Raw genomic sequence first — 17528 nt, 5'->3', positions numbered from 1 at the left:
GCCAGTAACAATGATGCGATACCGGATTGTGTGAACATCCTAACGGTGCTGTTCAGCGGCAGGTTTAGCGGGCGTCCGGCGAGCCGCCGACGAATCGGACGGGCGAGTTCGGGGCGGCGGATCGAGTGTCGTCGCCCAGGGCTGCCGCCGGCTGCGGGCCGTCGTCACCGACTCGCGCGGTCGAGGATTCGTGACCGCCGGGCGTAGTCGGCTGGGTCGATGCCGCGCAGTCGGCAGACCTCGGCGAGCCGGCCTGTCAGCAATACATCGGTGTTCGCCAGGTCGGCCACGGTCGCGGCGCCGAGCAGCATCATCAAGTGCCGGATCCGGGCGGTCCACGTAGTGATCGCCGTGATCAGTGCCGCCACACCCCCTGTTTCCAGGATGGACAGGAAGTGCCCGGACACCCCGGCCGCGTCCGCCCCGAGTGCGAGACTGCGGACCACATCCAGGGGATTGCGGATTCCGCCCGAGGCAAGCAGCGTGATTCCGTTCGACCGGGCGGCCTCGCTCGCCTCGACGAGGCAGGCCGGAGTGGACAGGCCCCAGTCGCCGAGCAGGTCGAAGTCGTCGCCGTGCCGTCGCGCGTTCTCGATCCGCGCGAAGTTGGTTCCGCCGGTCCCGGACACATCGACGTACCGAACACCGAGGTCGGCCAGCTGTGTCACGGTGTCGGCGCTGATGCCGAACCCGACCTCCTTGACGATCACCGGTATGTCCAGCGCCTCCGTCATACGGGCGATATTGCGCGGCCACGCCGAGAAGTCGCGGTCACCCTCGGGCATCACTGTTTCCTGCACCGCGTTGACGTGCACCTGTAGCGCGTCGGCCGCCAGCAGCTCCACCGCGCGCGCTGCCATGCCCGGCGTGGCGTTGGCGTTCACATTGGCGATGACGTAGCCGTCGGGATTCTCGCTCCGCAGCACGCGGTAGGTCTCGGCCACCGCGGGGTCGGCAAGATAGGCGCTCATCGAACCCGACGCGATCGCCACGCCGGTCTCCCTGGCGGCGATCGCCAGGCCACGGTTGATCTCGCCGGTTCGCGCGCTGCCGCCTGTCATAGCGTTGACATATAGTGGCGTGCGCCAAGTCGTGCCCGCGATGTTGGTGTCAAGCGACACAACGCGCTCCGCGGTGCCGCGCAGAGCATGGTGCACGAACTCGATTTCATCGAACTGGCAGGCGCGTCGAGCGTCTGTGAATTCGCGCTGTTGAGCGACTGCCAAGCGGACGTGATCGTCCTTGCGGGTGGCATAGACCATCTGATTTTTCCATTCTTTTCAGGCGCTGGACAAAATGAACAATTCGCGACACCGGCACGCGTGTCGACACCGGCTGAACCGGTGTGTCGAAGGCTGTACGAGTTTCGGATGGGACCCTCCTTTTCGGGGCGCCGGGGGTGATTATGCAGCGACGTCGGACGGCGTGAAATTTGGTCGGTTGTCCAATCTTGGGGTCGCTGCCGGGTGGTGGCCGTTGGCGAGAGGTCGAGGTAGGGCGACCGGATCCGTAATCCTCACTCTGGTTCGGCCTCGCAAGTGAGCTTCTTGCGCCCAGTTCGTCCGAATCATCCTGTTCGACTGTGACTTTCGTCAGTTGCACACCTCTCGGTCTGTGGCGCGAGACCAGGTTTCGGCATACTTCAGCCCGGGGATCGTCCGTCGGATCCCGGGCTCGTGGGTGGCCGACGGTGGCGGATCGAACACTTGCTCGCGAGGGCTCGCTGCGATAGTTTTTTTACGCAGCTCTTGATCTTGGATTTGCAGGCTTGGCTCGAAGGACCGGGGGACTGAGTACGTGAATAATTCATCGAAACCGCCGCGCGTCAAAAAATCGGTGGAAATTGCATCGCTGATAATTGCTGGGTCTCCGAGGTCTGGGGGGGAGGACCAGGCTCATATCGAACGGCTGATGGAAGCGGAATGGCCATTGCCGCCGATTCTCGTCCATCGGCCGACCAATCGGGTCATCGATGGGTTCCATCGTACGAATGCCGCGCTGCGAAAGGGCCTCACCCACATCGACGCGTATCTGGTCGACGGATCCGACGAGCTGGCCTACATTCTCGGCGTCCAGGAGAACGTGACGCACGGTCTGCCCCTGTCCCTCGCGGACCGGCGAGCCGCGGCCGAGCGGATCATCAGCACGCATCCGCACTGGTCGAACCGGTCGATCGCCGCCGCCGCGGGCCTGTCCGCGAAGACGGTGGCGACAATTCGCAGTGGCACCGGGGACAGTTCGCAGGCGAGTCACCGTCTGGGTAGCGATGGCCGGCTTCGCCCCGTCGACACCAACTCGGCCCGGCGCACCGCCGCCGAGCTCATTCTCGCCCGTCCTGATGCTTCCCTGCGCAGCATCGCCAAGGAGGTCGGGCTGTCGCCGTCGACCGTGCGTGATGTGCGCGCCAAGCTGGTCAGCGGTTTGGACCCGCTCGTCCACCCGGAAGACGACAAGACCTCCAGTACGAAGCCGGCATCGGGGGACGTCGAGCCCGCGGAGACCAGCGGGCTCGTCGAGTCCGCACCGCCGAGGAAGCAGGTGGATATCGATGCCCTGCTGGCTGTGCTCTCCCGGGACCCGGCGCTGCGGATGAGCGTCGGCGGCCGCGAGCTACTTCGCTGGCTGCACCAGCATGCCGTCAACGGCAGTGATGCCGCGAAGATCGCCGAGGTCGTGCGGCCCCACTCCTATTACCACGTGATCGAATTCGCTCACCAGTGCGCAGCCAACTGGGCAAACATCGCCCAGGTATTGAATGCCGTGTACAAAGATTCTTTAGACAGCTCGCCGGATGCCCGCTCGGCCTGAGCTCCGCACACTTTCTTCTTTTCCCACGTTCGATGCCCGGAGGATTCTTCATGTCCAAAACAGCGGTTCTGACCAGCGGCCTGCAATACGATATCGTCGGAAAGAATCCGGAGCGTGAAGCGGCTATCGACGCAGCCACTCCGCGGGTCACGGAGTTCTTGTCCGAGATGCGGAAGCGCGGCTGCCCCGTCTTCCATCTGCAGCTCATCAACCAGCCCGACGACCCGCTGGCCGAGCGCTACGACGGCCGGGTGCCCGCCCTGCGTGGGACCCCCGGCGCCGACATTGTCCAGGCGTTTCTCGGCTCGGGTGACGTCGTTCAGGAGCGGAGCAAGGACAGCGGGTTCTATGAGACCGATCTGCACGAACGGCTCCAGGCAGCCGGGATCGAGACCCTCGTGCTCATCGGCCTGCAAACCCAGATCTGTATTCAGACCACGGCCGCCGATGCGTTTTTCCGCGGATATATCGTCGCGGTTCCGAGCGACTGCGTTTTCTCCGCGATGGAGGCCGACCGCCTGCGTGCCCTCGAATGGCTCGAGAGTTATTGCGCCACCGTCGCCGATTCCGCGGAGATTCTCCGGGAGATCGACGAGACCGGCAGCATCGCGCGCAAGGAGACCAAGACGCCATGACGCTGACAATTCAGCAGGTCCAACTCGACCATGGCACCGGCGCGGCGCTGTCCAACGAACTCGTGGCCTTCATCGCGGAGACTCTGGGCGATGTCTACGTGGGTGAGATGGAGGACAGCGCGGTCCTCCCGGCCGAGGGCAGCCGAATCGCCATGACCACCGACAGCTTCGTGGTCGACCCGCCGTTCTTCGGCAACGGCGACATCGGGAAGATCGCGGTCTGCGGAACCGTCAACGACCTGGCCGTGTCCGGGGCGGCGCCCCGCTACCTCACGCTCGGGATGATTCTCGAGGCCGGGCTGCCGCTGGATCGGCTGGCCCGCGTCCTGACGTCCATCCGGGACACCGCACGGGAAGCCGGCGTGCAGATCGTCTGCGGCGACACCAAAGTCGTCCGGGTTGGTGAGGCGGATCAGCTCTACCTCAACACGAGCGGGGTCGGCTTCTTCGCCCGGGATCCGCTGCGGATGGACTCCGTGCGCCCCGGCGATTCGGTGATCGTGTCCGGCCCGCTCGGCAATCACACCGTCCATCTGCTGTCGATCCGGGAGGGCCTCGGGTTCGAAAGCCGGGTCCTCAGCGACTGCGCACCGCTCAACGGCATGATCGACCACGTTTTCGCGGCCGTGCCGGACGGGGCGATCAGGTCGATGCGTGATGTGACCCGGGGTGGACTCGCCGCGGTGCTGCACGAGTACGCGGGCCGGGTGGACAAGGCCATCACGCTCGACGAGCCGGCGCTGCCGATCCAGCATGAAACCGCGATGGCGGCGGACATGCTGGGGATCAACCCGCTGCACTGTGCCAACGAAGGCTGCCTGGCGATCTTCGCCGATCCGGATGCGGTGGACGACATCCTGGCCGCGCTCCACAGGCACGAGTACGGCAGGCACGCGGCGGTGGTCGGCCGGGTGACCGGCCGCGACGGCGCGGCGGTCCTGCTCAGGGACGCCGACGGTCGTGAATCGACACTGCAACCTCTTCGGGGTGCAGAGCTGCCCCGGCTGTGCTGACCGGCCGCCATGACCGGACAGGCAACCTGGCAGATCAGGGTGAACGGCGTCGTACAGGGAGTGGGGTACCGCCCGTTCGTCTACAAGCTGGCGCGCGAACGGCAATTGGTCGGATGGGTCCGCAATGACCCGGCGGGCGTGCTCATCGAAGCGAGCGGCAGCGTCCCCGCGCTGGAACTGTTCACCGCGGAGCTGTCGGATCGGGCCCCCGAGCTGGCCAGAGTCGATCGAGTAGCAGCCCTCAGCAGGTCGGTGGGGCGGTCGTCCGCGACCAGTTTCGACATCGTGCACAGCGAACACACCGGTGCGAAGGTGGCGCTGGTCCCCGCCGACACGCATGTGTGCGCCGACTGTCTGGCCGAATTGCGGGATCCTGCCGACCGGCGATACCGCTATCCCTTCATCAACTGCACGAACTGCGGACCCCGGTACTCGATCATCCGCGCGCTGCCGTACGACCGGACACACACCACCATGCGGTCCTTCATCATGTGCGCGGAATGCGAAGCGGAATACCGAAATCCGATGAGCAGGCGGTTCCATGCCCAACCCAATGCCTGCGCGGACTGTGGGCCTCGGCTGTTCCTCGCCGATCGGCAGGGAACCGTGCACGAGGATCAGGACGCGCTGCGGCGTTGCGTACGGGAGCTGAGCGCAGGGCGCATCGTGGCGATCAAGAGTGTCGGTGGCTTCCATCTCGCCGTCGACGCGACGAACACCGAGGCGGTGGACTCGCTGCGCCGGCGAAAGCGCCGGGATTCCAAGCCCTTCGCCGTCATGGTCCGTGACCTGGACACCGCCCATCTGGTCGTGGAACTGTCCGCCGCGGAGGAAGCGGTACTGCGGTCACCCGCGCGGCCGATTCTGTTGGCCCGCAAACGACCTGGCATCGTCGCCGACGCGGTGGCACCGAGGAATCCGAATCTGGGTGTGATGCTGCCCTCGGCGCCGCATCATCACCTGCTCCTCGACGAAGCCGGCTCCGGCATTCTGGTCATGACGAGCGGCAATATCTCCGGGTATCCGATCGTGCATCGCAACGAGGACGCGCTGCGGCACCTGTTCGAGATCGCGGATGCGATCCTCTATCACGACCGTGAAATCGAATCCAGAGTGGACGATTCCGTCGTCCGGCTTTCGACCCATCCGGAGCTGGACGGACCACTGCAGACCTTTCTGCGGAGGGCGCGCGGGTACGCGCCGTATCCGGTGGAGGTCGCCGGTCCGTTGCGGCCGCTGGTCGCCTACGGTGCCGAACTCAAGACGACGGTGGCACTGTCGGCAGGCTCCCGGGTATACCTCAGTCAGCACATCGGCGACCTGAAGAACGATGAGACCTTCGCCGCGCACCGCCAGACCGCGGCGCACCTGGCCGCGCTCTATGACCTGCGGCCCGCGGCAGGCGTGTACGACATGCATCCGGATTTCCGCACCAGCCAGGCGCACCAGGGGATCGGCGAACCGGGCGCTCCGATCTTCGTGCAGCACCATCACGCGCACATGGCGGCGTGTATGGCGGAGAATCAGCTGTCCGGGCCCACGATCGGTGTGGTCTTCGACGGTGCCGGTTACGGCGCCGACGGCACCATCTGGGGCGGTGAGTTCCTGGTCGGCGACTTCGACGGGTTCGACCGCGTCGCCCACCTGCGGCGTCTCGCGCTGATCGGTGGTGACCAGGCCGTGCGTGAGCCGATCCGGACCGGGGTGGCGATCGCGCTGGATACCTTCGGAGACATCGACGCTGCGGTGCGGGCGTTCCCGGAACTCGGGACGCTCGACCCCGAACGCCGACAGGTCTACGCGACGATGCACGCCCGGAACATCAACTCGCCCGAGGTGTCGAGCATGGGCCGGCTCTTCGACGGAGTCGCCGCCCTGCTCGGCGTCTGCGCCAGGGCCGAGTACGAGGCGCAGGGCCCGATCGAATTGGAAGGCTTGCTCGACCGCGATCTCGACATGCGCACCGGGTACGAATTCGCCTACAGCAGCGGCGAAGTGGACTTCCGGCCCGCGATCCGCGCGTTGGCCGGCGACCTGGCCGCCGGTACGCCGCTGGGCGACATCAGCCGCCGGTTCCACTCCGGTGTGGTCGCCATGGTGCGCAGGCAATGCCGGGAGATCGCCCGTGCCACCGGCATTCGGCAAGTCGTGCTGTCCGGCGGAGTGTTCCTCAATGAATTCTTGCTGGTCAACTGCCTGGTGCAGCTCGCACGCGACGGCCTGGAGGTTTACAGCCACCGTCAGGTCCCGCCCAACGACGGTGGTATCGCCCTCGGCCAGTTGATGGTCGCGAACCGGACTCAACAGGAGTGAATGATGGGTTCCTCGAATTTCGCGGTCGTCCTGCCGTTGGCGCTGGTGCTGGTGATGTTCGGGCTGGGACTGACGCTGACGCCGAAGGACTTTCAGCGGGTGCTCCGGCATCCGAAGGCGGCGTCGATCGCACTGGCCTGTCAGCTGGTACTGCTGCCGGCTGTCTGCCTGCTGCTCGTCGTCCTCTTCGGGCTGACGGGAGTGCTGGCAGTGGGCATGATGCTGCTGGTTGCCTCGCCCGGCGGTACCTCGGCGAATCTGTTCAGCCACCTCGCGGGCGGTGACGTAGCACTGAATATCGTGCTCACCGCGATCAATTCGGTGGTCGCCGCCTTCACGATGCCGATCGTGATCGCGTTGTCGGTCACCGCGTTCATGGACGACGACGCGACGGTTGGGCTGCAAACGGCCAAGTTGGTGCAGGTCACCGTCGTCGTGCTGGTGCCCGTGGCCATCGGGATGTGGACCAGGCACCGGTTCCCCGGCTTCGCCGAACGCATGGGCAAACCGGTGAAGATCGCGTCCATGGCGGTGCTGGTGATGGCGGTCGCCGTGGCGGTAGGGTCCGAATTCGACACGCTGCGTGCGAACTTCGGCCGTCTCGGGTTGATCACCCTGCTGCTCTCGGTCCTGAGCCTGTCGATCGGGTACTTCGTACCGCGCTGGTTCGGCATCGATGTTCGCCAGGCCATCGCCTCGTCCATGGAGATCGGCATCCACAACGCGACGCTTGCCATCGCGGTCGCGGTGTCGGCTCTCGGCAGCGAAGCCATGGCGGTGCCCGCCGCGACCTACGGCATCGTCATGGGCGGCCCGGCCGCAATCGCGGCATTCCTGCTCGCGCGCGCGGCCGAGCCCGCCGCCGAACCGGTGGATTCCCGTACCCGGAGCACCGAACTCCTCGGCTGACGCGCCGTCCGTGGTCCCGGAGCTGTTCACGGCAGACGAGCTGAGTAGGTATCGCCAGGCCGCGCTGGAGTCGATGGAGCGGGCACACCGCTTCGCCGAGGTCGGCCTGGTGCGAACCACCGACGTGCTGCGGCTGGCGTTCGCGGTCACCTTCGCCGACGCCGGGACAGCCACCTACCAGCCACTACCCGGTCAGGATTGCCTGCCGATGCGGGTCGGTGAGCCGATCGATCCCGAGCGCCATCCACGCGTCGGTTCGATGTCGTGAACTAGTCCTGCGTGGCTTCGATGAAGAAGTCCGGAGGTGCTTGCAGGTCATGCGCCCGGAACAGGACGGCGTGCTCGACGCCCATGGCCTTGCCGCTCATCGCGGTGAGCCGCGGGATGAAGTCGGCGGGGGCGGGGTGGCCGGGGAGTGCGGCCAGGTATGCCGCGTGCGCTTCGAGCGAGGTGATGCCGCGGCGCAGTGGCTCGCCCGTGATGTCGACACCGTGGGTCACGGCGGGGCCGGTGAATCCGGGGACGAGGTACCAGCGGGCGGAGTGCGGTTCCAGGCCTTCGTCGTCGATCTGCTCGGGGAAGACCCATCGATTGCCCGCGTCGCGTAGCGCGTCGAGCGTGGCGAGCCCGGACGCGCGGTGGTCGGCTTGGTCGAACCCGAAGGGCGTCTCGATGTCGTAGCCCATGCCCAGCACGACGTCGGGCTTGAACCGGCGGATTTCCCGGCAGATGTCGCGGCGCAGGTCGAGGCCGTAGACGAGCACGCCGTCCGGATGCTCGAGCACGGTCAGGTGGTCGACGCCGACGGCGGCGCAGGCGGCTCGCTGCTCGGCGAGGCGCACCCGCGCGGTCTCGGCGGGCGGGGTGGGCATCCCGGCTTCGCCTCGGGTGAGCAGCAGATAGCCGACTTCGATACCGCTCGCGGTCCAGCGCGCGACGGCCGCGGACGTGCCGTACTCCATGTCGTCCGGGTGCGCGACGACACAGAGCACCCGGCGGAAGGACTCCTCGGGAAGGGCAGGCAATGTCATGCCCGCCATCCTCGACTATTCCGGCCGCTCCGGACAGCCCGACGCTGCGTGCTCACGGAAATCGTTTCGCGATCGCCTCCGCGATCTCGTTCGGCGCGTGCTCCTGGATGAACTGCTGCGCCCGGGGGAGCTCGACCACTTCGACGTCGGTGAAGACCGAACGCATCCGCGGGATGTGCGCCTTCGGGCGGTACACCATGTCGCGCATGCCCCACACCAGCAGTGTCGGTTTGTCGCCGAGGATGGCGGGCACGTCGTGGGACAGCTGGTCCAGCAGGGGCCGGGCGTCCCGGATCTGGCGCGCGATCACACCGAGCCCCCGCCGGGATTCCGCGGTCGGCTGCACTTCGCGGTAGTGGTCGATCTCGGCGGGGCTGAGCGTGCGCCCGAGTTCCGAGAGCAGGACCCGCTCGACGAGGAAGTTCTTCTCGAGCACCCGGCGCTGCATCGGTGGGGTGCGCATCACCCGGCTGAAGATCCGGTTCGCACGCGCTTCGAGCGGCCAGAACAGGGTGTTGCCCAAGACGATTCCCTGTACGCGGTCAGCGCGCGTGGTGATCGCGCCGAGACCGATGGGGCCGCCCCAGTCGTGTCCCATCATGACGAAGCCGTCGAGTTCCAGATGATCGATGAGTTCGCCGAGGATCACGGTGTGTTCGGCGACGGTGTAGCCGTAATCCGTTGGGCGTTCGGACAATCCGAAGCCGAGGTAGTCGATCGCGATGCACCGGTACCGGTGCCGCAGTTCCTTGATGATGTGCCGGTAGAGGAAGCTCCAGGTCGGGACGCCGTGGCAGAACAGGATGGTCGGCCCGGACCCCTCGTCGATGTAGTGGACCCGGCCGGCCGACGAGTCGAACCAGCGGGACTCGAAGGGGTACAGATCCGGGTCGGGAACGAAGTCGATCAGCATGGGAAACCTCTCTGCGAGACAAGACCGCACCTGATATACCCCGCCCCCGCAGAATAGCGCGAATCACCACTGTTCGAGATCGGCGAAGTGTGTTCAACCGGCGAAAGTCGCGGTTGGACAGATATCCGCACACCTCGAATGTCATGTATGGTCGCCTCAGCCGCCACTTCTGCGGCGCGGCCGCAAACGGGGATGCACGCTCGGTGTTTGTGAGGTCCGGGCGTGCACTAATGGAACTGCGCATGACGAGTGGGCTGTGATCGTGACTGGAACAATTTCTAAACCGACGCTCGACGAATTTCTGAACGAATCGGCGGACAAAAGAATTGATTGGGTGAACTCGTCCGATGGGTTCGCCACCAGAATTTCCGAACGCATCGGACTGTTTCTTTCCTTTGCCCGCCCGCGTACCTGCCTGCCTGGAATGCTGGCTTTCTATCTCGGCTGCATGCTGCTGGGGCTGCCGATCGATCTGGATGTCCTCATCGGCTTCCTGATCACCTTTCTGTACAGCGCGGTCGCCAATCTCTTCAACGCCTACTCGGACGTCGCCGAGGACAACCAGAACATCCCGGCCCGGCTGTACCTGCTCGGGTTGTACGGGCGCAAGCGCCTGCTGCGCAGCGCGTACGCGGTGTGCGCGCTCATGCTGGCGGCGGCGGCCGTCGTCGGACCAGTATTCGTCCTGCTCACGGCAGTCTGCATCGTCATCGCCCACCAGTACTCCCTGCCGCCGCTCCGGGGGAAGGCGCGACCGATGACCTCGCTCGGCCTCTTCGCCCTGGACGTCGCCTTCCCGTTCCTCATGGCGCCGGCGATCTCCGCGGACCGGCCCGCTATCGCCGGAAATTGGCCGTTCCTCATCATGGCCGGATATTTGTTCCTGTGGTTCGTGGCCAAGGGACTGGTGAAGAATCTTCCCGATTTCGAGGGAGATCGGGCAGCCGGTCTCGCTACCTCGGCGACAATCAGTGGAACACGGAAGCGGGCGGCGATCGCGGCGTCCGTCGCAACGGCTCTGGTGTACCTGGCGCCGCTTTTCCTGGTGACCGGCGGCCAGTACACGGAGAGATATCTGATCACGCTGGTGTGGTTCCCGGTGGTCTGTGTCCAATGCGCGCGCATGATCATGCGCGACGACAATCAGTCGGCGAACAATATGCTTCGTTTCGACATGATCGTCTCGACCGGTTATCTGTCGACGTGGGTGCTGCTTGCTGATACGTCGTTGGCATCGCTGTTTGTTGTCGCCGGATCGTTGGCGGTGATCTTTCTCATGGATGCGCTGAAACTCGATACACGGAAAAAAGAAGATATCGGGTGACGGTCCGATGGAAAGGGTGGCGGGTGTGCGCAACGTAGTCGCGTTGAACGAATATCGCTCGGGCGAGGAGGCCGAGACCTCGGCGGTCGCGATAGATTTGTCGAACAATGCGCTGCCGTTCGCGCCGTTGCCGAGTGTGCGTGCGGCGATCGCGAACGAGGTGCAGCACGCGGCGGCCTATCCCGCCGCCGCGTACGGACCGCTGCGCAGCGCGATCGCGCGCTTCGCCGGCTGCGGAACCGACCAGGTGGTCGTCGGCCCTGGCAGCGTGGGCGTGCTCGGCTACCTCGTGCGATGGGTGGCCGGGCACGGTGGGCGCGTCGTCTTCGCGATCCCGGCCTTCGACGCCTACGAGCGGGTCGTTGTCGGCGCCGGCGGTGTTCCGGTGCCCGTGCCGGGGACGCCCGGCCGGTGGCAGCCGCTGGCCTCGATGGTGACCGCGGCAGGCGACGACGCGGCCGCGATCCTGATCTGCGCGCCGCACAATCCGACGGGTGAGCACGTCAGCCCCGGCGAAGTCGAGATGGTGCTGGCCCGGGTACCCCGGCACACGGTCGTCATCGTGGACGAGGCCTATATCGAATTCGATCGGAACAATGATCCTTCGGCCGTGCTGCGGATGACGCGGCGATACCCGAATCTGGTTGTGCTGCGGACTTTCTCGAAGGCATATGGCCTCGCGGGTCTGCGGGTCGGATACGCGGTCGGGCACGCGGATGTGATCGGCGCCTGCCGTACCTTGGCGATGCCATTCGGGGTGAATCGGCTGGCGGTGGCGGCCGCCGTCGCGTCGCTGGACGTCGTCGACGAGCTTGCCGGGCAGGTGGATTCGGTCATTCGCGCGAGGTCGGAGTTCACCACCTCGATTCGCGGCCGTGGCGTCGACCTGGCCGATTCGTACGGAAATTTCGTGTGGGTGCCGATGCAATCCCCGGCGCCGCTCGTCGAGCATCTCCGCGCGTCGGGGATCGCGGTGCGGTCGTACCCGGGCTCCGGTGTCCGGATCACCGTTCCTGCCGTCGCGCAGATCGCCGAGGTCGTCGACGTACTCGCGGAGGGATACAGACGAGTGGAGGCTCTGTCATGCAGATGAATACACACCTGGGCGCCGACCTGCTGGGGCGTCCACGGTTCGCGGATGCCCTCGTGGAGCGCCTGATCCGCAACGATGTGCGCTACCTCTTCGGCATGCCGGCCGAATCGGTGAATTGCCTGGTCGACGCCGTCGGGCGACGGTCGGAGATCGATCTGATCGCGGTACGCCACGAAAGCGCGGCGTCCTGGATGGCCGTCGGGTACGCGCAGGGCTCGGGCACGGTCGGCGTCTGCTTCGGAACGGCGGGGCCGGGGGCGACGCATCTGCTGCCCGGTGTCTACGGCGGGTTGTACGACCGGCTCCCGGTGCTGGCCATCTCCGGTCAGGTCGCGCGGGCCGAGATCGGCACGCGCTCGTTTCAGGAGATCGATTCGGCGCGGCTGTTCCGCGACGGGACCTGGCGCTCGTCGGACATCGTCTCGCCCGACCAGATCGCCGTCTTCGACCAGCTGGTGCTGTCGGTGCGACTCGAACAGACTTCCGCGCACGTCGCGGTGCCGTCGGACGTGCTGAATTCACCGATCGACCGGATCGACCAGGTCGGCCCGTATCGGGTGGGTTCCACGACGGCGCCCGAGGTGGACAAGAAGCGCGTCGAGGATCTCGCCGACTATCTCTGCGCGACCCCGACGGCCATCGTGCTCGGCGCGGGCAGCCGGGAGGTCACCGACTGCGCCCACCTGCTCGCCGACGCGCTGGGCGCGCCGCTGGTGGCACTGCCCGAGTCGGGCATCCCGGAATGGTCGGTGGACCCGGCGGATCATGCCGTCTCGCCGGCGGACGCCGAGAGCGTTCTGCTGATCGGCAGGCCGACCGCCGGTGTGGCACGGTTCTTTCCGTCGGCGGATCTCGTGCTGGAGATCACCGATCTCGCCACCTCGGGATTCGACGAAGGCCGCAGGCGGATCGGCGTCGCGGGCGAGATTCCCCTGGTCGTGCAGGCGCTGGCCGCCGCCGTGTGGAGCCGCCGTTCCGGTGGTCCCACCGCGATGGCGGCGAATATGTCCGAGGCGCAGCGGGATTCGGCCGCGCCGGATGGGTGGGTGGTGCTCGCCCGACAGGTGGCGGGCGTGCCGGTCGCCGTCGATCCGGGGACGACCCGGCGGCTCGCCCGGAAGTACCTCGGCGAACACGCGGACATCCGCAGCGCGTGGAATCTCGAGGCCGAGGGTTCGGCCCTGCCGATGTCGATCGGTCTCGCCCTGGCGACGAACGAGCGCAGCTATGCGCTCACCGATCTGGCCGCGCTGGACCAGTACATCTCGGAGCTCTCCACCGCGGCGCGATACGCGGTGCCGATCACGGTCGTGTGCCGGGCCGAGTCGGGGGAGACGGTCCGCGAACTGGCGCGCGCCTTCGGTGTCGCCGGGTACTGGGCGGGCGATCCGGCCGAGCTGCGGGCGCGGCTGGCGGAGGCGGCACGCGGCGACGGACCAGCCCTGATTCTGACGTCGGCACTGGAAACGGCGGCAGACGACCGACCGGCACCCCGGGCGGAGGTCATCGAGTACGTCGGCGACTTGTTCGCGGCCGCCGCGACCAGGGGGATCGGCTCGGCGTACCTGTCCAGGAACAGTCGCGCCGCGCTCGGCGCTACGGCCGGCTCCGATCACGGCGTCGACCTGCGTGTCGTGGCCGATATCCAGGCCGCCGCCATGCGGGCCACCGCGGCCTTCAAAGCCGACGGCGCCACGGCCTGCGTCGTGGTCACCTCCCCGGCGGAACTGCTCGCACAGCTGAACGGGCTCTACGACGCGTCGTTCGACAGCGCGTCCGTGCTGCTGATCTCCGTGGAGACCGACCGCTGGCTGATGAATGCGGCCGATGTACTGGCCGAAGTCGCCGCGATCTCGGTGGTCCTGGACGGCACCGGTAAGGATCCGGCGCGCGTTCGCGACGCACTGGCGACGATCGCCGCCGGCGGCAGGGGCGTCACGCACATCCACGTGTCCCAGGACGCGCTGGCGGCGGGCGACAGCGCGGCCCTCGTCGATCTCGCGCGCACACCGGGAGTTCCGGTTTCGCTGCTCGGTCTTCCCGGCGCGACGACGGCCGCGCCGGAAGAGATTGTGCGGGCAGCGAATCTGATCGCGGGCGCCGAGGAGGTGTCGATCATCGTCGGGCGTGGCGCGGCGGGTGCCCGGCGCGAGCTCGTCGAGTTGGCGGCCCGCCTCGGCAGTCCGCTGTACTGCACCATGGGCGCGCTGGCGGCGAATGTCGTCGGGGAACACTGTGCGGGTCTGGTCGGTACCTCCGGGAACGACGACGCGATGCAGCGGATCCGCACCAGCCGGCTCGTCATCGTCGTCGGGGTGTCCTGGCGCGGTTCCGCGTTCGAGATGGTCGGCCACAACCCGGTCATCTCGGTGAACAGTGATCCGCTGACCTTCCTGCGCCTCCCGCCGGACTCGGTCGGCCTGCTCGGAGATGCCCGCGAGACGCTGGCGGCGCTGGTCGGGCTCATCAGCGAGGGCCGCGCCGTCGACTCCATCGCACCGCCCCCGGCTCGGCGTAGGGGGCCGCGCGAGAGTTCCCGGCGCCTGCGGGCGGCCACGGTGGCGCGGGTCATCGACGGCGAGCTGGCCCGGTCCGAACGGGCTGCCACCCTGAGCGTGGACGTCGGCATCAATACGCTGTGGGCGTACCGCCATGTCCGGTCGGCCCGCCGATATCTGTGGACCGCGTCGTTCGCGACCATGGGATTCGCGGTGCCCGCCGCGGTCGATGTCGCGCAACGCAATCCGGCCGAAGTCTCCGTGGCCATCGTGGGCGACGGCGGGATCGGCATCACGCTGGCCGAGCTCAGGAACGCCGCGGCCGTCGACTCGACCCTGGTGATCGTGGTCTTCAACAACAGCGCGCTCGCGGCCATCAAGTTCGAGAGCTGGATCATGGGCTGGCCGGACCGGTCGTCCGCCTTCGAAGAGGTCGATTTCGCGAGTTTCGCCCGGCATTGCGGCCTGCCCGCGGTCACGGCCCGGACCTCGAAGGAATTCGGCAACGCCTTCCGCGCGGCGCTGGGCGGCAGCGGCCCGATGCTGATCGACGCGCGGGTGCCCGCCGAGGAAGCGCCCGTGCTGGCCGGGCGCGCGCATATCCGGCAGTTCGCCGGTCTGCTGGCGGGGTGGATGCGCGACGGCAAGAGCGCGCGCAGCGGCGCCTGGTCCACCCTGCTGGCCTTCGGCGCCGAGAAGGCCGTCCGGCTCGTCCAGCGCTCGGACGAGCGTCGGTGAACAGCGCAAACACGCGAGGAGAGATCTGAATGGCCGGGACGCGCCCTGCGACACCGCAGGCAATGTTCACGAAAATAGCTCCGCGCTATGACCGGGTCAATTCACTGCTCACCCTGGGCGGTGACAAACGGCTGCGCCGTCGCGCGGTGCGCACACTGCGGCTCCGGTTCGGTGCCGAGGTGCTCGACATCGCCGCGGGAACCGCCGAGATCGGGTCGGCCATCGCGGCGGTGTACGAGGATCCGATCTCCTATTGCGCCGTCGATCTCAACGAGCAGATGCTCGCGGTCGCCGACCGCAAGTTCGCGCGGCTGCGGCGGAAGCGGCCACGCAACGACTGGCGTCTGGCGGTTGGCAGCGCGGAATCCCTGGACTTCGAGTCGTCGAGTTTCGACGCCGTGGTCATGTGTTTCGCGCTCGACGACATGGACGATCCGGCGGCCGCGCTCGCCGAGACGGCCCGGGTACTCCGCGACGACGGCCGGTTCCTGCTGATCGAGCTCGCGATGCCGGACAGCCCGATTCTGCGGGGCGTCCTGAAGTTCCGGCTGCGGCTGATCCGCGCTGTCGCCGCGGTGGTCGGTATGGATTCCGTCGCCCACATGACCCGGGAGGTGGAGCTGGATCGCGGCGCCGAGCACACGGTGGACCGCTGCGAACGTGCCGGATTCGTGGTGGATTCGGCGGACCGGCACCTCGGTGGTCTGGTCCGCGCCTACGTGTTCCGGAAGGCGGCCTGACTCAGCCCGCATCGCCGCGATCGGCGACGAAGACAAATCCCTGACAGTCCACCCGTAAGGGAAAGGTTTGTGATGTCCGAAAAATGCCCGCACGCAACGGCGCAGAAGGTGAAGGCTCCCTCCGTCACCGGAATTACCAGCCGCCGGCTCTCGAATACGCACCTGCCCGGACCGCCCGGCCATCGCGTGATGGGGTCCTACCCCGAGTACGCGAAAGACCGCAACAAGTTCCTGCGTGATGCCGTGCGCCAGTACGGCGATGTCGTCCGGATCAAGCTCCCGCTCCGGGACCTGGTCGTGCTGGGCAACCCCGACGACGCACACCAGGCGATGGGCGACACCTCCGGCGAGTACAGCAAGTTCGGCAACTATCACCCGGCGCTGGCCGAGCGGCAGAACGGGCTGTCGTTCATCGAGGGCGACCTGTTCCGGGAACGGCGCCGGATCCTCAGTCCGCTGGTCACCCGAGGCGGGCTGAAGAGCACCTTCCACGCCAACGCCGAGGCCTACCTCGAGAGCCTCGAGTCGAACATCGCCGCGGCGACGAACGCCGACGGCGTCACCGACCTGCAGGAAGCGATCTTCCAGACGCTGCTGCGCGGCGTGCTGAAGCAGACCTTCACCGAGCCGTTCACCCCGGCGGAGATCCACGACCTGCACGACGGACTCTCGACATTCACGAAGTTCCTCGGATCGACACTGAAGATCGCCGATCCGCCGAATCTGGTGCGTCCGTGGGGCCGGTACAAGATCCGCCCCTGGGCCGTGTACTCGGCGGGCAAGATCGTCAAGGACCGCGTCGTCGAACGCCAGAACTCGCCGTCCCTTGGCACCTACGGCGACGTCCTGGACGGCATGCTCGTCGGGTACAAGAAGCTCAAGAACCCGATCAGCTTCTGGGACCTGTGCTTCGACGTGGCGACGATGACCAGCGCGTCCTACGGCACGACGGCGGGCGCCATCACCCAGACGGTCGTGCGCACCTGCCTCGCCGAGGAGGCGAAGGTGCGGCTGGTCGAGGAGAGCGACACCGTCGACCTCTCCCAGCCCAGCGTCGAGTCGATCCGCACCCTGCGCTGGGTGAAGGCGTGCTTCGAGGAATCGATGCGGATGCAGGGACTCCCGCTGCTGCTCCGGTTCACCGCGACGGGCGCGAGTTTCCAGGGCTACGACATCGCGCCGAACACGATGCTCGGCGTGCCCATTTCGACGATCCACCGCGACGAACGCTGGTGGACCGATCCCGACACGTTCGACCCGACCCGCTTCTACGACCACAGCAAGCGGGTGGACGCGCCGCGCCTGCTGCACTACCTCGCGTGGGGCGCGGGTCCGCATCGCTGCACCGGTGCCCAGCTGGGATATCTGATCGCACCGTACCTGGTCGCGTTGATCTTCAACCGGTACAAGATCGAACTCCCGCCGAATTGGAAGCTGACCGAGGATCCCGGTCTCGCACCGATGATCAAGGGCGGATTCAACGTCCGATTGACTCCCCGATAATTTTGTCCGA

At 66.9% G+C, this 17528-nt stretch carries 14 protein-coding genes; 11 read left to right on the top strand and 3 right to left on the bottom strand.

What is annotated here, in order from left to right:
- Window positions 1-164: 164 nt before the first annotated feature.
- The gene (gene fni, locus NV348_RS14095; RefSeq protein ID WP_447147347.1) at window positions 165-1262 is read right to left on the bottom strand and encodes a type 2 isopentenyl-diphosphate Delta-isomerase; all 1098 of its coding nucleotides are present in this window, start codon (window positions 1260-1262) and stop codon (window positions 165-167) included.
- A gap of 649 nt (window positions 1263-1911) precedes the next feature.
- Here fni and NV348_RS14090 point away from each other — a divergent pair.
- Genes NV348_RS14090 through NV348_RS14065 form a run of 6 tightly spaced genes read left to right on the top strand, consistent with a single transcriptional unit; the run spans window position 1912 to window position 7946 of the window.
- Entirely contained in the window at window positions 1912-2808 is an 897-nt protein-coding gene (locus NV348_RS14090; protein ID WP_447147346.1) for a ParB/RepB/Spo0J family partition protein, read from the top strand.
- 50 nt (window positions 2809-2858) lie between these two features.
- Entirely contained in the window at window positions 2859-3443 is a 585-nt protein-coding gene (locus NV348_RS14085) for a cysteine hydrolase family protein (protein WP_447147345.1), read from the top strand.
- Window positions 3440-4456, top strand: coding sequence for a hydrogenase expression/formation protein HypE (hypE, locus tag NV348_RS14080; protein ID WP_447147344.1), 1017 nt, complete (start codon window positions 3440-3442; stop codon window positions 4454-4456). Before NV348_RS14085 ends, hypE begins: the two co-directional genes overlap by 4 nt.
- 9 nt (window positions 4457-4465) lie before the next feature.
- Window positions 4466-6769 (top strand): carbamoyltransferase HypF, encoded by a 2304-nt coding sequence (gene hypF / locus NV348_RS14075; RefSeq protein WP_447147343.1) that lies wholly within the window; start codon window positions 4466-4468, stop codon window positions 6767-6769.
- Window positions 6770-6772: 3 nt separating this feature from the next.
- A complete protein-coding gene (locus NV348_RS14070) occupies window positions 6773-7678 on the top strand; it encodes a bile acid:sodium symporter family protein (protein WP_447147342.1) in 906 nt (301 codons plus the stop codon).
- Between the two features lie 10 nt (window positions 7679-7688).
- Window positions 7689-7946: a hypothetical protein gene (locus tag NV348_RS14065; protein ID WP_447147341.1), complete on the top strand. Its 258-nt coding sequence runs from the start codon at window positions 7689-7691 to the stop codon at window positions 7944-7946.
- Between the two features lies 1 nt (window position 7947).
- Here the strand turns inward: NV348_RS14065 and NV348_RS14060 are convergent, their stop codons facing one another.
- A complete protein-coding gene (locus NV348_RS14060) occupies window positions 7948-8709 on the bottom strand; it encodes a PIG-L deacetylase family protein (protein WP_447147340.1) in 762 nt (253 codons plus the stop codon).
- Window positions 8710-8761: 52 nt separating this feature from the next.
- On the bottom strand, window positions 8762-9622 hold the full coding sequence (locus tag NV348_RS14055; protein ID WP_447147339.1) for a haloalkane dehalogenase: 861 nt from the start codon (window positions 9620-9622) through the stop codon (window positions 8762-8764).
- A 256-nt stretch (window positions 9623-9878) separates the two neighbouring features.
- Between NV348_RS14055 and NV348_RS14050 the strand changes: the two genes are divergently transcribed.
- From NV348_RS14050 to NV348_RS14030, 5 genes are all read left to right on the top strand, one after another.
- The gene (locus tag NV348_RS14050; protein WP_447147338.1) at window positions 9879-10946 is read left to right on the top strand and encodes a UbiA family prenyltransferase; all 1068 of its coding nucleotides are present in this window, start codon (window positions 9879-9881) and stop codon (window positions 10944-10946) included.
- 25 nt (window positions 10947-10971) lie between these two features.
- A complete protein-coding gene (locus NV348_RS14045; RefSeq protein ID WP_447147337.1) occupies window positions 10972-12039 on the top strand; it encodes an aminotransferase class I/II-fold pyridoxal phosphate-dependent enzyme in 1068 nt (355 codons plus the stop codon).
- The gene (locus tag NV348_RS14040) at window positions 12030-15275 is read left to right on the top strand and encodes a thiamine pyrophosphate-dependent enzyme (RefSeq protein ID WP_447147336.1); all 3246 of its coding nucleotides are present in this window, start codon (window positions 12030-12032) and stop codon (window positions 15273-15275) included. The genes NV348_RS14045 and NV348_RS14040 overlap by 10 nt, the downstream gene beginning before the upstream one ends.
- Window positions 15276-15337: 62 nt before the next feature.
- Window positions 15338-16015: a class I SAM-dependent methyltransferase gene (locus NV348_RS14035; RefSeq protein WP_447147335.1), complete on the top strand. Its 678-nt coding sequence runs from the start codon at window positions 15338-15340 to the stop codon at window positions 16013-16015.
- A gap of 108 nt (window positions 16016-16123) precedes the next feature.
- The gene (locus NV348_RS14030) at window positions 16124-17518 is read left to right on the top strand and encodes a cytochrome P450 (RefSeq protein ID WP_447147334.1); all 1395 of its coding nucleotides are present in this window, start codon (window positions 16124-16126) and stop codon (window positions 17516-17518) included.
- Window positions 17519-17528 lie beyond the last annotated feature (10 nt).

This window comes from Nocardia fodinahabitans (genome assembly GCF_052983615.1).
Note: the sequence above shows the minus strand (reverse complement) of the source record. Positions and strands in the feature narration are given on the sequence as shown.

Bases quoted from the DNA above. Each gene is read 5' to 3' on its own strand.
- fni (WP_447147347.1), bottom strand. From the start codon at position 1,262: ATGGTCTATGCCACCCGCAAGGACGATCACGTCCGCTTGGCAGTCGCT.
- NV348_RS14090 (WP_447147346.1), top strand. From the start codon at position 1,912: ATGGAAGCGGAATGGCCATTGCCGCCGATTCTCGTCCATCGGCCGACC.
- NV348_RS14085 (WP_447147345.1), top strand. From the start codon at position 2,859: ATGTCCAAAACAGCGGTTCTGACCAGCGGCCTGCAATACGATATCGTC.
- hypE (WP_447147344.1), top strand. From the start codon at position 3,440: ATGACGCTGACAATTCAGCAGGTCCAACTCGACCATGGCACCGGCGCG.
- hypF (WP_447147343.1), top strand. From the start codon at position 4,466: ATGACCGGACAGGCAACCTGGCAGATCAGGGTGAACGGCGTCGTACAG.
- NV348_RS14070 (WP_447147342.1), top strand. From the start codon at position 6,773: ATGGGTTCCTCGAATTTCGCGGTCGTCCTGCCGTTGGCGCTGGTGCTG.
- NV348_RS14060 (WP_447147340.1), bottom strand. From the start codon at position 8,709: ATGACATTGCCTGCCCTTCCCGAGGAGTCCTTCCGCCGGGTGCTCTGT.
- NV348_RS14055 (WP_447147339.1), bottom strand. From the start codon at position 9,622: ATGCTGATCGACTTCGTTCCCGACCCGGATCTGTACCCCTTCGAGTCC.
- NV348_RS14040 (WP_447147336.1), top strand. From the start codon at position 12,030: ATGCAGATGAATACACACCTGGGCGCCGACCTGCTGGGGCGTCCACGG.
- NV348_RS14035 (WP_447147335.1), top strand. From the start codon at position 15,338: ATGTTCACGAAAATAGCTCCGCGCTATGACCGGGTCAATTCACTGCTC.